The sequence below is a fragment of the Bifidobacterium sp. ESL0798 genome, from assembly GCF_029395415.1.
GTDB lineage: Bacteria > Actinomycetota > Actinomycetes > Actinomycetales > Bifidobacteriaceae > Bifidobacterium.
In genome coordinates this window covers 858,309-872,750 of sequence record NZ_CP113914.1, presented here as the reverse complement: position 1 = coordinate 872,750, position 14,442 = coordinate 858,309, and the positions used below count along the sequence as shown (strand labels likewise).

The 14,442-nt window shown below is 59.1% G+C and carries 14 protein-coding genes; 8 read left to right on the top strand and 6 right to left on the bottom strand.

Translation table 11 applies throughout. The features are described from left to right. The first annotated feature begins 61 nt into the window (after positions 1–61). Positions 62–1,099 carry an ATP-binding cassette domain-containing protein gene (locus OZX74_RS03640; RefSeq protein WP_277157175.1) on the top strand — a complete coding sequence of 346 codons (1,038 nt, stop codon included), beginning with the start codon at positions 62–64 and terminating at the stop codon, positions 1,097–1,099. Further along, on the top strand, positions 1,096–1,932 hold the full coding sequence (locus tag OZX74_RS03635) for a metal ABC transporter permease (protein WP_277157174.1): 837 nt from the start codon (positions 1,096–1,098) through the stop codon (positions 1,930–1,932). The genes OZX74_RS03640 and OZX74_RS03635 overlap by 4 nt, the downstream gene beginning before the upstream one ends. A gap of 140 nt (positions 1,933–2,072) precedes the next feature. Here OZX74_RS03635 and OZX74_RS03630 read toward each other — a convergent pair whose 3' ends face one another. Next, positions 2,073–2,684: a CarD family transcriptional regulator gene (locus OZX74_RS03630; RefSeq protein WP_277157173.1), complete on the bottom strand. Its 612-nt coding sequence runs from the start codon at positions 2,682–2,684 to the stop codon at positions 2,073–2,075. A 182-nt stretch (positions 2,685–2,866) separates the two neighbouring features. Between OZX74_RS03630 and OZX74_RS03625 the strand changes: the two genes are divergently transcribed. The 4 genes from OZX74_RS03625 to OZX74_RS03610 all read left to right on the top strand — a co-directional run bounded on the left by OZX74_RS03625 (position 2,867) and on the right by OZX74_RS03610 (position 6,961). Then, entirely contained in the window at positions 2,867–3,616 is a 750-nt protein-coding gene (locus OZX74_RS03625; RefSeq protein ID WP_277157172.1) for a response regulator transcription factor, read from the top strand. Between the two features lie 98 nt (positions 3,617–3,714). Then, positions 3,715–4,806, top strand: a complete 1,092-nt coding sequence (locus OZX74_RS03620) for a HAMP domain-containing sensor histidine kinase (RefSeq protein WP_277157407.1) — start codon at positions 3,715–3,717, stop codon at positions 4,804–4,806. Between the two features lie 179 nt (positions 4,807–4,985). After that, a complete protein-coding gene (gene umuD, locus OZX74_RS03615) occupies positions 4,986–5,648 on the top strand; it encodes a translesion error-prone DNA polymerase V autoproteolytic subunit (protein WP_277157171.1) in 663 nt (220 codons plus the stop codon). Beyond that, positions 5,645–6,961, top strand: a complete 1,317-nt coding sequence (locus tag OZX74_RS03610; RefSeq protein ID WP_277157170.1) for a Y-family DNA polymerase — start codon at positions 5,645–5,647, stop codon at positions 6,959–6,961. The genes umuD and OZX74_RS03610 overlap by 4 nt, the downstream gene beginning before the upstream one ends. 113 nt (positions 6,962–7,074) lie before the next feature. On the opposite strand, the gene OZX74_RS03605 is transcribed toward OZX74_RS03610, so the two are convergent. Together OZX74_RS03605 and OZX74_RS03600 are read right to left on the bottom strand one after the other, a co-directional pair. Continuing rightward, the gene (locus OZX74_RS03605; RefSeq protein ID WP_277157169.1) at positions 7,075–7,791 is read right to left on the bottom strand and encodes a phosphoribosyltransferase family protein; all 717 of its coding nucleotides are present in this window, start codon (positions 7,789–7,791) and stop codon (positions 7,075–7,077) included. A 94-nt stretch (positions 7,792–7,885) separates the two neighbouring features. After that, positions 7,886–8,698 carry an HAD-IIB family hydrolase gene (locus tag OZX74_RS03600; protein ID WP_277157168.1) on the bottom strand — a complete coding sequence of 271 codons (813 nt, stop codon included), beginning with the start codon at positions 8,696–8,698 and terminating at the stop codon, positions 7,886–7,888. Between the two features lie 93 nt (positions 8,699–8,791). On the opposite strand from OZX74_RS03600, the gene OZX74_RS03595 reads away from it, so the two are divergent. Continuing rightward, positions 8,792–9,229 (top strand): metallopeptidase family protein, encoded by a 438-nt coding sequence (locus tag OZX74_RS03595; protein WP_277157167.1) that lies wholly within the window; start codon positions 8,792–8,794, stop codon positions 9,227–9,229. Between the two features lie 147 nt (positions 9,230–9,376). Here the strand turns inward: OZX74_RS03595 and OZX74_RS03590 are convergent, their stop codons facing one another. Continuing rightward, positions 9,377–11,065 carry a DUF5719 family protein gene (locus tag OZX74_RS03590; RefSeq protein WP_277157166.1) on the bottom strand — a complete coding sequence of 563 codons (1,689 nt, stop codon included), beginning with the start codon at positions 11,063–11,065 and terminating at the stop codon, positions 9,377–9,379. 17 nt (positions 11,066–11,082) lie between these two features. Then, on the bottom strand, positions 11,083–12,750 hold the full coding sequence (locus OZX74_RS03585; protein WP_277157165.1) for a hypothetical protein: 1,668 nt from the start codon (positions 12,748–12,750) through the stop codon (positions 11,083–11,085). Between OZX74_RS03585 and OZX74_RS03580 the strand changes: the two genes are divergently transcribed. Continuing rightward, entirely contained in the window at positions 12,737–12,880 is a 144-nt protein-coding gene (locus OZX74_RS03580) for a hypothetical protein (RefSeq protein WP_277157164.1), read from the top strand. The two genes, OZX74_RS03585 and OZX74_RS03580, sit on opposite strands and share 14 nt — an antisense overlap. A gap of 39 nt (positions 12,881–12,919) precedes the next feature. Here OZX74_RS03580 and OZX74_RS03575 read toward each other — a convergent pair whose 3' ends face one another. Next, positions 12,920–14,224, bottom strand: coding sequence for a glycosyltransferase family 2 protein (locus tag OZX74_RS03575; protein ID WP_277157163.1), 1,305 nt, complete (start codon positions 14,222–14,224; stop codon positions 12,920–12,922). Positions 14,225–14,442: the final 218 nt, after the last annotated feature.

The window sequence follows — 14,442 nt, the reverse complement described above, 5'->3', positions numbered from 1 at the left end:
CAAGCATTTCCATCAAGCAGTATTTCGAACGCCTCCGGAGTACAGAAAGACGACAATCACTATGCAAACGAAAGCCGAAAAGACGCGGAAGACCAAAACCCCCGACGGAAGACCGGCGCTGGTCTTCCGCGACGCCGGTATCAAACGCGGCGAAAGAATCCTTTGGCAGCATGGCAATTTCTCGATTCCCTCAGGCTCGATCACCGCCATCGTCGGAACGAACGGCGCCGGCAAGACCACGATGATGAAAGCCGAGCTCGGCCTGCTGCCACTGTTCAGCGGCAACCTGACCGTGCTCGGCGGACCGGCAGGAACGACCAACCACCTGATCGGCTACGTACCACAAAACTATGCCGGTGACATCGAATCGAATCTCACCGCCGAACAGTCAGTGCTGCTCGGACTCACCGGCTCACGTTTCGGCATCCACCCCATCACGCGGGCGCAACGGGCACGGGCGCGCGAGGCCATGTCCTTCACCGGCGTAGACGACAAACGCCATTATCGGCTTTCCGAACTGTCGGGAGGGCTGCGCCAACGCGTCGCCATCGCACAGGCACTGGTGAGCGGCCCGAAACTGCTGATGCTCGACGAGCCGCTTGCCAATCTCGATCTGGCAGCCCAACGCGAGACGGTGCATGTGCTGGCTCGTCTCAACCATGAAATGGGCATGACCATTCAGGTGGTGGCCCACGACCTCAACATGCTGCTGCCGATCCTTGACGGCGCAGTCTATCTGTTGGACGGCCACCCGCACTACGCGAAAATGAACGAGGTTCTGGATGCCAACCTGCTGACCCATCTCTACGGCACAAAAGTCCAGGTGGTCACCACCCCGCAAGGCGATATGTTCGTCACCCCGGATAAAGACGAACCGGAGGACATCACGCCGGATATCCACAAGCCGGACGAAGTGGCGAGTTTTCACCGCCATCACACGCAGAACCCTTCCATTGCGGGCACGGAGAACCGCCACGGTCACACAACCGGCAACGAGAAGCCGCGATTCTTCGAACAGGCGGCTTCCCGCATATCACGACAGAACGCAGCACAAACAGGCACCGATAAAGAAAACGGGACGCGGGAGACGAGACTATGAACCACATTCAATTTCGGTTCAACCACGAATGGTTGGAAACACTTTCGATGCCGTTCATGCACAACGCCTTCATCGCCGGCCTGTGCATCGCGCTGGCGGCCGGGGTGATGGGCTATTTCACCATCGCCCGTCACTCTACCTTCGCCGCACACGCTTTGGCGCATATCGGGCTTCCGGGGGCTACAGGAGCCGTCTTGCTCGGCCTGCCGGTCTCGCTCGGACTCGGCGTCTTCGCACTTGGCGGGGCGCTGACCATCGGGGCGCTGGGCAAGAAGGCCTCTCAGCGCGAGATCGCGACCGGCACCGTGCTCGCTTTCGCCACCGGACTGGGACTTTTCTTTTCCCGCATGTCGAGCTCGGCCGCGCAGCAGATGCAGGCGATATTGTTCGGCTCGATACTGACCATCACCGACGGCCAGGTCCTGGGATTCGCGATATTCGACATTCTGCTGCTGGCGGTGATGGCCGTGGTCTATCGCCCGCTGCTGTTCAGCTCTTTGGACGAACAGGTGGCACAGGCCAAGGGCGTGCCGATCGGTGTGATGAACATACTGTTCATGGCCATCATGGCCGGCGTCATCACCATCGCGGTGCCGGCCGTGGGCACTCTGCTCATTTTCGCGTTGGTCGTCACCCCCGCCGCCACGGCGAACATACTGACCAGCACACCACTGCGTTCGATGGTGCTTTCCAGTGTGCTATGTCTGATCTCGATTTGGGGCGGGCTGGCCATCTCGGCCATGTTCCCTACTCCCCCGAGTTTCGTCATCGTCACCATTTCCACACTGTTCTGGATCGTCGCCAAAGGTGTGGAGGCGTTGCGCCGCCGCTGAAAGCCGAACCCGACCAAAACCGGCTTTAGGCCAGTGCTGGCAAGATACAGTTGAGGGCTATCCCGATACCATGGGACAGCCCTCAACAAAAACGACTCAAGCTCTTTCAAAGCGTTCGGCAAGCAAAGCCGTCGAAACCACTACTTCTTTTTCTTGCCCTTCTTGGCGTCCCGGTTCTCGGCTTCGATCCTTGCCAACGTCTGGCTCGCCGGTTCCTCAGGAGTCTGGGAATGATGCTTGGCATCCTCTGGCGTCGGCTCGGCATATCCGAGATTGACGTCGAGCAGGTGCTGGGCCTCATCCTCGTCGATATGCTCGGAAAGCGCGATCTCTGAAGTGAGAATATTGCGGGCCCGGGTCAGCATGCGTTTCTCGCCTGCGGAAAGCCCGTGCTCGTCGACGTCGCGCTGGGCCAGGTCGCGCACAACCTCGGCGATCTTGTTGACCTCGCCGGTGGCAATCTTCTCGACGTTCAGTTTGTAACGTCGTGACCAATTCATCTTCTCGTTGTCGACGATCGGCGTGCGCAGGATCTCGAAGACCTTCGCGACCTCCTTGCCGTCGACGATATTGCGGATGCCCACCTTCTTGGCATTCTCAACCGGCACCTCGATGACCAGACCATCGCTGGAAAGCACCGAAAGCTGCAGATAATCGCGCGTGACACCTTTTACCGTTCGACTCTCGAAGTTTGTCACCTTCGCCGCGCCATGACGTGGATAAACGACGACATCCCCAACTTTGTAATCCATGGAACCTCCGAAAAACCTTAAACGCAATGTATATCAGTTTTTCACGCGCCACGGACGTTTACTTTACTGCGAAATGATAAAACTTACTACGAACTGGCGAGAACCACATGTAACGGCCAATTGGGTGCGCCAATACCTATAATGATTTATTTGTAGCAATGTTTTTGAAAGGCGGAGGACACATGCTCAACACTTCGGCGCATCAGAAGACACCACGTACCATTTTGGTGGTCGAGGACGAGCCCGATCTCGCCACGGCAATCGCACAGCGCATCACAGCAAACGGTTGGACCGCACGCGTGGCAGGAGACGGAGCGAGCGCCGTTCGAGCCGCAAGCCAGATCAAGCCGGATCTGGTCATTATGGATATCATGCTGCCGGTTATGGACGGCATCGAAGCCACCAAACGCATCATCGCCGAACGTCCTGTGCCGGTGCTCATGCTCACGGCCCGCGATTCCGAAGCCGATAAGGTCATGGGTCTTTCCGCCGGCGCCGATGACTACATGACCAAACCGTTCTCCCCACGCGAGCTCATCGCACGCTGCGAGGCGCTGCTGCGTCGCGTCGAACGCGCCACTCTGATCGCCAAGAACAACGAGAACGAAAAGGTGCTGGATTTCGGAACGCTTGTCATCGATCCGCGCCAACGCATCGTCACCCAGAACGGCAAGCAGGTGCACCTGACGCCTACGGAATTCGACCTGCTCGCCACGCTTGCACGCAAACCGAAGTCCGTATTCAAGCGCGAGAAGCTCTTGGAAGAGGTATGGGATTGGCCCGACGCCTCCGGTACACGCACCGTTGACTCGCACGTCAAGGCTCTTCGCCACAAGCTCGGCAGCGATCTGATCCGCACCGCCCATGGCGTCGGCTATGCTTTCGAGCCTCCAGAGGACGGCAACGCCGCAACCAGCGCCCCGCAAGAGTAAGACTCAACAGCTCCAACAGCCCTACGGGGCTGCTTTTCATATAACCAGCGTTTTCATTTCATCAATACATTTCCAAAGAGAATACAGTGACCGCAGCGATGAGCAACCATACACACCAATCCGGCAAGAAGATATTGGACAACGAGCGGCCGATAGGCCTGTTCTCATCGTTGAAGGTCGAACTGAGCGTCATCATCGTCATCGCCACCGCCATCGCCTTCGTCATGGCCTGGTTCCTGCTGAAGATGGGGCTGAGCGGATGGATCGCCATGCCGTTGACGCTCGTGGTGGCCCTGGGCATCACGTATTTCTTCTCCCGCGGGTTGACCGCTCCCCTGCGCCAGATGCGTGACGCGGCCAAAGCCATGAGCGAAGGCGACTACACGGTGCGTGTCAAGGTCGGCACCCGCAGCAACGACGAGGTGGGGCAGCTTGCCCGTTCGTTCAACGAGATGGCAGAGGAACTGCAGCACGCCGACCAGATGCGTCGCGACATGATCGCCAACGTCTCCCACGAATTGCGGACCCCGGTCTCGGCCCTGCAGGCGATGCTCGAGAACCTCGCCGACGGCGTGGTGGAGCCCACCCCCGCCAATCTCGAAGGGATCCTGAACCAGACCCACCGGCTTTCCGACCTCATCGCCTTCCTCTTGGACCTCTCACGCATGGAGGCCGGGGCGGCAAGCCTCAACATTGAGCAGTTCAATTTCGCGGACTTCATCGACGAGACGCTGGAACCGCTGGAAATCGCCGATGCCGGCCACGCCCACGACGTCGACGTCCACGTGCCGGATTCCATCGAGATCGAAGGTGACCAGGACAGGCTGCGACAGCTCTTCACCAATATCATCTCCAACGCCTTCAAGCATTCGCCCGACAGCACCACCGTCCTCATCGAAGCCCATGACGACAAGGCGCACGGCAACATCGTCACCAACGTCGTCAATTTCGGCTCGCAGATTCCCCCGGAGGCACGGGCGGACATCTTCCGCCGTTTCGTCAAAGGCAAGTCAGGTCCGGGCACGGAATCCGGCGGCACCGGCCTTGGCCTGTCCATCGCCCGCTGGGCCGCACAGCTGCACGGCGGCAGCGTCAAGGTCGTCGATGACAACCGCGGCACGGATTTTGAAATCACGTTGCCGAAATTCCATATCGTCGCCGACGAACCGACGAGAAAAACAGGGCGCTGACGGTTTCGGCGATTGCCTGTTGAAGGACCTTTGAGCGAAGATCCTATCCGACTGGCGTCATTTTCCTGCATCTTTGCAGATTGTCCTCAAATAATCGAACATATGTTCTGTTTTATTGTCCCTGCCTTTTGACACAATAATATTCGAACAAACGTTCGATTACTGGGAGGTGTACGATAATGGCGACAGCATCATACAAACGGGCATACGACGATTCAAGGCAGGATTGCAGAGTCACCCGGGTTTTCCGCTCGACGCTCGCACCGACGCCCGTTCCCATCGCACTCGAAGCCGTACACGCGGGATTTCCATCGGTTGCACAAGACTATTTCGCAGGCGATTTCAGCTTCGACGAACATATCATCCGCAATCCCGACACCACGTTCATCATAACCGTCGCCGGCGATTCCATGGAGGGCGCCGGCATCTGGGACGGCGATCTTCTGGTGGTCGACCGCTCGCTTGATCCACAGGTCGACGATGTGGTGGTGGCCGTGCTCGATGACGAGCTGACCGTCAAACGCCTTCTCATGCGCGGCACGATTCCGATCCTGCATCCGGAGAATCCCCGCTATCCTGATTTCTCGCCTCAAAACGCCGAGGAACTGGTGATATGGGGCGTGGTCATTGGCAACTTCCATGCCCAAAGCCGTTCCAGTCGGTTCGGCTCCACGCTACCGGGCGTCACCCGTCCCGGCATGTCCAATGCCTCCACATACGGCTCCGATACCGTCGAGAGAACAAACGGAGCCACCGGACTCGCCTCACGCAGTCAGGAGCGGTCGGGCGGCGCCACCATCTATCCTTTCCCCAACGCGGCGACGATTAGCAGAACGCTATGAGCGAGTCGCTTCAAGTGCTGGCCGACGCCAACAGTTTCTTCGCTTCCTGCGAGCGCGTTTTCGACCCGAGACTGGCCAACAAACCGGTCGTTGTGCTTTCCAACAACGACGGATGTGTAGTGGCCCGCAGCGCGGAGGCGAAACAGCTGGGCATCAAGGAGGGTACACCGTGGTTCACTATCCGCGAAGAGGCGCAACAGGCCGGCGTGGTGGCCCGCAGCTCGAACTACGAGCTGTACGCAAGCCTGTCGGCACGGATGATGTCGGTGATGAGCCGATTCATGCCGGGCCAGGAAATCTATTCCATCGACGAATGCTTCCTCTCCCCCTCAACGAACGCCCTACAGACCGTCCAAATCTCTACAGCCATGCGCAAAGCCGTATTGCAAGGAGTCGGCATACCGGTCAGCGTCGGCATCGCACCGACCAAGACATTGGCCAAAGTGGCGAACCACTGGGCCAAGAGGCATCCTTCGAGTGGCGGGGTGAGCCTATTCAGCGACATCGAAGCACGCTACGGCGCTGCCGCCCTCGCCTCCATACCGGTCAGTGATATATGGGGCGTCGGCAGGCGACTTACACGCAAGCTGCAGGCTTTGGGCATCATCACCGCGCTCGACCTGCAAAGACAGGATCCGGTGTCCATCAGGCACCGTTTCTCGATCACCTTGGAACGCACCGTATTGGAGCTGAACGGCATTCCCTGTATAGCCGGCGACGCCAGCGCCAACGACGGCAAACGCAAGTCCGAAATACTGTGTTCACGCATGTTTTCGAAGCCAGTCACCGACATGGCCCAGATGAACCAGGCACTGAGCGTCTATGCACAGAAGGCATGTCGCAGGCTGCGCCGTCAGTCAAGCCTGTGTTCACACGTTTCCGTTTTCTGCGCCACCAGTCCGTTCGGCCCGGAAAACAGTTATCAGTCATTTCATGCGACGACCACTCTGCGAGACCCCAGCGACGATCCGCTGGTCATTTCCAAGGCCGCATGCGAGGCCATGCACGCCAGGGCCGACCCCCATGCCCGCTATATCCGTGCAGGTGTGCTGCTGCTCGGCCTGCAGGACGCCAAAGACTTCACCACCTTGCACGGATTCGAAGCCAGATGTGACGACCACAATCTAGGAGGCGTAATCGATGAAGCCAACAGGAAATTCGGCGCGGCCCGCGTCGGCATCGGCTATGGCGGCATACGCGGAAAAGGACGCGGTGACGAGGACACGGGTGCCGTTTGGACGATGAGGCGCGAAATGCTCTCTCCGCGAGCCACCACACGCTGGGACGAGATGGCTGTGGCCCGTGCCGATTAGCAGACATCACCAACGGCACCTGCAAAACCTGCAGAACCGTCATGCCTATAACCGGTTCATCAAACCATGGTGCAAAGCCATCCAAGCAAAAACAAGACGCTTGCCGATTTTCCTTATTCGGCTCGGTTCGGCGTGCAGGCCAGCGCGAGACCGATGACATCACGGGCGCCCGAATCGCGCAACGCCGATAGGCACTGCCCCATCGTGGCACCGGTCGTGACGATGTCGTCGACGACGATGAACAGGGAGTCGGCATCACTCAAATCCGCGCTGACGTGCACATGCCCCTCAATTCTTTTCGCACGGGATGAGGCACCTGATGTCTGGACGGATTTGCCTTGCACACCTTCAAGTCTCAACACCGGTTCCATAACGGCTGAAACCCCATGTCGCTTCAAACCGCGCGCCATCAAGCGGGCAAGCGGCAACATTTGCCATCGGCCACGGCGATGCATCGAGGAAGCCGACGAAGGGGCCGGAACCAGGACCAAGGCACGGCTCCGAACATGGGATTCCTGCCTATCGAGCACCTTCAGCACCAGATCCGTCAGCAATAGCGCGAAAACACGGTCGCATTCCCCATCACCGTGATCCTTCCAGTTAAGGATCGCATGGCGAACGGCCCCGCAATACCAGGAGCATCCATAGCATCGACCTGCATCGCCGGGCAGCACCTTGGGATAGACATGGACGAACAGCCGGGCGCACGAGGCGCACAACACCTCATCCGGCTTGTCGCATCCGGCACAGCCACGCGGCAGCAGCATGTCGCCGATGGAGACGAACAATGCTCGCAAGGCATCGCAAAGCCCTAAGTCAGCGGTTTCCATACCTCAAAGCTAGCCGACTTCCCACCAACAGCAAGGCAAAAACAACCGGTGTGGTCGGATGCCATGGGTTATCCACATTTCGGGCGTGTCGCAATCAGGACAAGGCGGCGGTGAGACGGTCACAGACCTGAAGCGTGTCATGGGGACCGGCCACAAGAATCGGCTTCGTACCGATGACGGCAGCGGGATAGTCGTTGCCGTCCGGATCCATGCGGTCGCCAATGAAAACAACCTGGTCGACCGAGCAACCCAAGATATCGCAGAGCCTGCGTACCGCATAGGCCTTATCCACCCCACGCTCGGAGATATCAATGCTGGTCGATCCTCCGGAACGAACCACGAGATTGGGCAGATCGGCGCCGACGGCCTCGGCAAGACGGTTTTTCTTGCTGTTGTCCGGGTCCCAACGTTCCTTCTCTTCCACCGGCGCCTCCTGACCCAATGCCGAAAACGTGATCTGGCTGCCACGATCCTCGATACGGGGGCCCCAGGTGTGTTCCAACCAGATTCCCTGTTCACTGGCGTGTCGCTCGATGGACGCGACGGCACGTCGACGGTCGGCCATATCAAGATCGTTGGAATAGACGCATTGCCATCGCCCTTTTTGCCAACGGAAATAGCGCGTGCCGCTGGTCGGCATGACATGGATGCGTGAACGGCAGGCATCCGGTTCGAGCACGTCGAGCACCTGGCTTTTGGCCAGTTCGAATCGGCCGCCGGTGATCACCGCCACATCGATGAGGCGTGTCAGCGTCGAGAAACGCGAGGCCATGTCGGCATGCATCGGCTTCTTCGAACGGGCCAGCGTATTGTCCAGGTCGAACGCGATCACCTTTGCGCCGTCCACCAGTCCGGAAAGGTCGTGGTCCTGCCACAGCCCTATCGCCGCATTCGCTCCTGCTGCCATCGATCGCTCCGTTCGTTCGTGTGGACTGTTACCCACTCGGTATTTTCTTATGGTACGACCACCAATGCCTATGCCGCACCATAGAATGAAACCATGTTGCGACCACCTTGGCAGACCCACGTCTATCGAAATCGGCACGGACGCGGCGCGAGAACCCCGATGTTCGGCGTACGCCTGCCTCGCTACCGCTCTCGTTGCGGCATGTTCGACGATATGGTCTCCTCCCAGATCCGACGTCTGCTCTCGGCATGGCCCGAACTCGTACGCCCGTTGCAGTTCGCCGTCGAGGATGTGCCGCCGTCCACTCCCGCGCCCTGGGAACCCAGACGCAACCCGACCTCGCAGAGTTTCGCGGCCAACCACGGCATCCCTGCACGCATCGTGCTCTACCGTCTGCCCATGCAGATGCACCACCGCGACAAAACCGAACTCGAATGGGCCATCCGTGACGCCCTTGTCTCCAGAATTGCCGATCTCTACGGCCGCAGACCCGAGGAAATCGATCCCGACTGGACCGGCACCGAATTATAACGCATCAGCAGAAAAATTCTCGTCCGGCTTCACCATGGTCGCGCACGTTGCCGGGCGGCATGGCATTTCATAAAATCCCCATTGCCGTCATCTTGCCGTTATCACAAAACGATAACCGTGTAATGGACGGAACAGCTTGCCGTCAGTTCAGCGTACAATCCCGGCATTGCCGTTGACCCAAACCTTCATATTGCGCGGTTCAAGCCCTGCAGAGCCAAGATAGGCCACCGAGGCAAGCTTGGCAACCGTCACATCCGGCTGGGTCAGCCTCATCCCCATCGAGACGTTACTGCCGTTCTTCAACGTGAACATCACGGCGTTGTCGCCCACGTCCTTGGCCGCGATACTCGCCCCGGCGTTGGCCGGAAGGCTGACCTGTTTGTCTCCGACAGGCTTGCCCGAAGCATCGTATCCCCGCAAGGTTGCCTTGGTTGCGCTATCGCTGGTATTGAGTAACATAACCGTTGCTTCGGTATGGTCAGAAACCACGAGAGCCGATTGCGGGAATGCCTGAGAAGGCGTCACATAGGCGAAATCGGTGCCGGAATCGGCGTTTTGGGTCACTTTCGCCGTCACATTGACAGGACTCGCCGCACTCGCTTGGAGCCCAGAGACGCCGTCGGGCGCCTTGCCCAGATCAATCGGCACGACCTTGCCGGCTTCAAGATGTTGCGTCTTGGCCGGTGACACCCCGTTGCCGTCAACCCACGAAAGGCTCAAATCGGTATCATGCTCCGCTCTGGCGAAAACGCCGACCTGGTCGTCACCGACGACACCGGGCAGATAAACCTTCTCGGAAGCTGGGCTCAACGGCACTGCATAATCCGAGCCTTTGGCGTTCAGGCCATCAAGCTCCACGCTACGTACGACCGCGGCAATCGGCGTCTCTTTGCTCTTGACCTTCACAAAAAGCGCCTCAGCACCGGATGCCGCCGCCGATAGTTCCAAGGTCGTCTCACCGTTGGCGCCGATATTGACGACATTGCCGGTGGAAAGCTGCAGAGGGGAACCATGTTTGGTACTCCAGACCTGAACCTGCAACGAGGTGGCTTTCGAGGAGAAATTGGCCACGGACAGTTGCTGTGTGGAGCCGGTGGTGGTCGGGCCGAGCAGGAAATCCTGTTCGAGCGCCGGAACGACGCAAGTGGAAGCAGCCAGACCTTTCAGATCGCCTTCGCTGGCCCAAGAGGCCACGGATGCCGCAGCACCCGTACCGGACTTTGCCTTCAACAGACGCGTTTCGAACGCTTGCGAGCCCTGATCGACAGTGCCGGAATAGGTTTTGACCGTGGCGCTGTCGAGCGTGTCGTCCCCGGTGAGTTTCTTGTTATCGGCAACGCTGCCATCGGTGACCGCTCCGACGCTCGCTTCATAGACGGAACCGAAAGCGGAATACCGGGCCGACGAGGTCTCGTTGCCTTCGGAGGATTGGAAAGCGCTGTCGCCATATTTACCATTGTCTGACAGCGCCATGCGGGATGGGCAATAATAGGTCAGATCCGTCTGATCGACCTGTTGCGCCCCGGTGGCATTGCCGGCTTTGGGGGAATCAACAAGCCAGCCGGGCAGCGGCACCAGCACTACGGCCACAATCAAAGCGACCAATACCACAACGGTGATCACCGCCAATACGACCCGCGAAGCCGACCGTGAGCGAGATGCCCCCGGGCTTGCCGAGCCTTGTTGCCCAGACCCCTGGGCCTCATTGGCATCCAACGCGCCGCCGGCATAACCGGAACCGCCAAGAACCGTTGGAGGGGCCGGTGGTGCGGGAACAGCGTGCCGGACCTGTTCAACGGCTGAACGATGCTCGTCTCGATCCATATCATTGTTCATTGGATTCTCCGTACCCTTCATGCCTGATCCCAACCATATCTACGCGTTCTCGGTATTGCCACCAGGACATAAACCACCATCACCATGCCCAAGCACCATAGCCAGGTCTTGCGCCAGACACTGCGCTGGGCTTTGTTCTGCCCTTTCATCGACACACCTTGTTTATTTTCGTCAACTTTTGTCAACCTGTAATAGGTACCGTTCGCCGCGTTCACCACCGATTGTGCCCCGTCGCTGGAGTTGATATTGCTGATCAGACGCAGCGTGGCATCCTTGTCGGAGGCAGATTTGTCGCCGGAGACATAAATCCCGCCGAATCCCAGCTTGGCTAGTGTTTCGATGGCATCGTCATTGCCGTTGGAAAGCAGTTCGCTGCTGGCCTTTGCGATCAGGTCGACCGACAGGTCACTGGCGCCGGAGGCCACACTGGCGTTCCATGCCGGCGAAACGTCGACGAGGTCGCCACGCCGCGAACGCATCACAGAAAAATCGATGTGGTTGTCGGCCACGGCCCGAAGCGCCAGTATGCGATGGCTCTCCTTGTCGTGCAGGTAGTCGACGGCCACCATCGGCAATCCGGCATCGCTGGCCGCTACCTCATTGCCACGCGACACCATGCCGAATGCCGCGGCCAGGCAGGCGGAAAGCGCCAGAACCACGACAAGCAGGGCACGGCCGAAGGCAATGGCCACGCCTTTGACCCTGCCTTTGACACCGTTGGATTCAACATTCGCTTTATCCTGTTCGCTTTCCGAAATCCTCAAAGGAACGAAACGCTTGACGGCACCGCCGGAAACGATGCAGGCACAGGAAAGCAATGCCAAAAGGGTCAGCACCACTCCCGGAAGCACAGACGCGGAGAAGACGTCGCCGCCCTTGACCGACACGCAGATTCTCGAGGCCACCATGGCCAGCACGAGACCGGTGAGCGCGACGAACCACATCATCCTCGAGGCACGAAGAGCGAACGGCAGCAGCAACGCGACCAGAGCCACTACCACGATGACACACAACGCCACCAAGATCGCCAGAACTTCAAAGCCGCGCTGGCTGAACGGCTGCACGCGCATATCGGCTCCAAGCGGAAGAGCAAAGGCGCGGGAGATGACCTGTCCGAAAGAAAGCGATGCCGGCGCGGAATCCGGCAGAGGCTGAAGGACATCAGCGAACAGCTGCCGCCAAGCCCCCACACTTGCGTAGTGGACGCTATTGACCAGTGTAGGAAGCAAAAGCACCAACCCCGGCACCGGGATCAGCAACAGCATCAGCCGGTGCGAACGGACAAAACCCAAGAAGAGAACAAGGCAGATGACCAGCGGAAACATCAGCTGCGGTTCACAGGCAACCGTGACCGCGAAACACAATGCCGCACAACCCGCAGCCTGCACGGACGCGTGGGAATGCACCAGATCCTCCGTGCCGTACATCCCCACGGCCTTGAACGTGAACGCAAAAGCAGCCGGAAGGAACACCATCACCATCAGCAATGGAACATTCGCGCTGCCGAACGCACCCAAAGCAAAGGCCAAGGCCACCCACAGCAGGCCAACGACCACCCGCACCCAGTCGGAACGGGTGAATACGCCCGCCAATGCCCAGAAAGCCAGTGCCATGGCAGGAGCAGCGAAAAAGAACATCAATGAAATAGCGGTGACGGGATGACCAATCGTAATGACAGAGGCCACCAGCCAGACCATCAACCATGGAGCGGGCGGCGCCGGCACACCGACACCCACGCCAAAAGCCCACGGAGTGCTGGCCGCCGAAAGCAATGTCGAGAAACTCGACCCGCTTGCAAGCAATGACGGCGAATAGAGGCTGGCGCCGCCCAATGCCTGACGGAACACGTCCCATTCAAACGCTGACCGTCACCACAGCCACAACAGCCATAAAGGCCGCAAAACCGAAACGCCGTATCGCACGCATACGCAGATGGCCTTTGGCAAGAGGAGAAAGAAGCTGCGTGTGCTGCTGACTGTCGAGGGCACGGCTGCGTTTGCGCCATTCCTCGATCTGTTTGCGGTCCGCCGAAAGCAACTCCAAAGCCGTTGAACCCGCCCCGTGACGCAGATTCTGCTGACGCCGCGCGCGAATCATCTGCGGCAACTGACCAAGCACACGCCACGGCAGGCATAATATGTACCACGACCGCCATGGGTTTTTGGCCAGAAGAGCGCCTGTGGCATACCACAGTGCACGAAACAGATTGAACACCCACAACAGCGGCCAGAACAGTGTGCGGATATCGGTGTAATAGTATTTTTGGGCGGCATCGAGGACGGCGGATGTCGCATCGGCCGGATTCTCTTCGTCGATGGGGCCACCGGCCCGCGTACGGATACCTTCGAAACGTGCGCGACGGTGTGCGATATGGGCCTGCGGCACCACGATGACACGCCCCCCGCTCTCACATATACGGCGCGAGAAATCGGCACCTTCGGCGAAGGTCGTAAACCAGGGATTGATCTCCCCGGTCTCTTTCTTCGTCTGCAGGGGAAGCAGGGCACCCGCCAGGGAGACTGCGAACACATCGGCACGCCCGTCATATTGTTCCTGATCGGGTTCGCCATCGACCACGAGGCTTTCCAGACGATGCCTGCCGGCGTAGCTGCCGACATTGTGAAGCGCGGAACCGGTCCAATCAAGCTGTTTGGCACCGATCAACGAAACCGTGGGCGTGTTGTGCCAAGCCTCGACCAAAGCCTCCAGGCATCCATCGCCCACCGGTCTGGAATCGTCATGCAAAAGCCACAGCGCGCGGACGGAAGCGGGGAGGCTGGCATAACGAAAGGCCTTGCCGATGGCGTCGGAAAAGGAACGAGCCCCGGCGGCGCGCACCAGTTGGACATCGACGCGTTCGGGAGGTTCGGGAATCAAGCGCTGCGCGGCCCCATGGCCAAGTTCGGGCAAGGCGGAGACAGTGAAGCCGGTACGCATCGGCTGTGCGGTGCCGCCCGTGCAATCGGCGATGACGATGGTGCGGGGCAAGACCTTCTGGGCCATCAAGGCACGCAGGGTCGTGGGGAAAAACCGTACATCGTGTTCAACGGTGACAATCGCGGCGACGCTTCGGTCGACGCTCTGCCCCTTGACTCGGGGTCTGGAGCCGATGACCTCGGCCACAATTCGCTGTATATCGACACTGCCGTTGGAACTCATGCTCACCAGTGTAGACGAAGGCCTCGCTACCGTGCCGGAAAATCAGTATGAAAGAATTCATGCTGATACATGATGCTGGGTATACTCGATATTCATGCGCAATGCGGCTCGTAGACCAGATTTTCAGAAAAAATTCAACCTCTAGGCATACAATGCCCTCTAGGAATAATGAATGGCAGTCCCGTGACGGCTTTGAGACTTCGGCCGGACGGTAAACA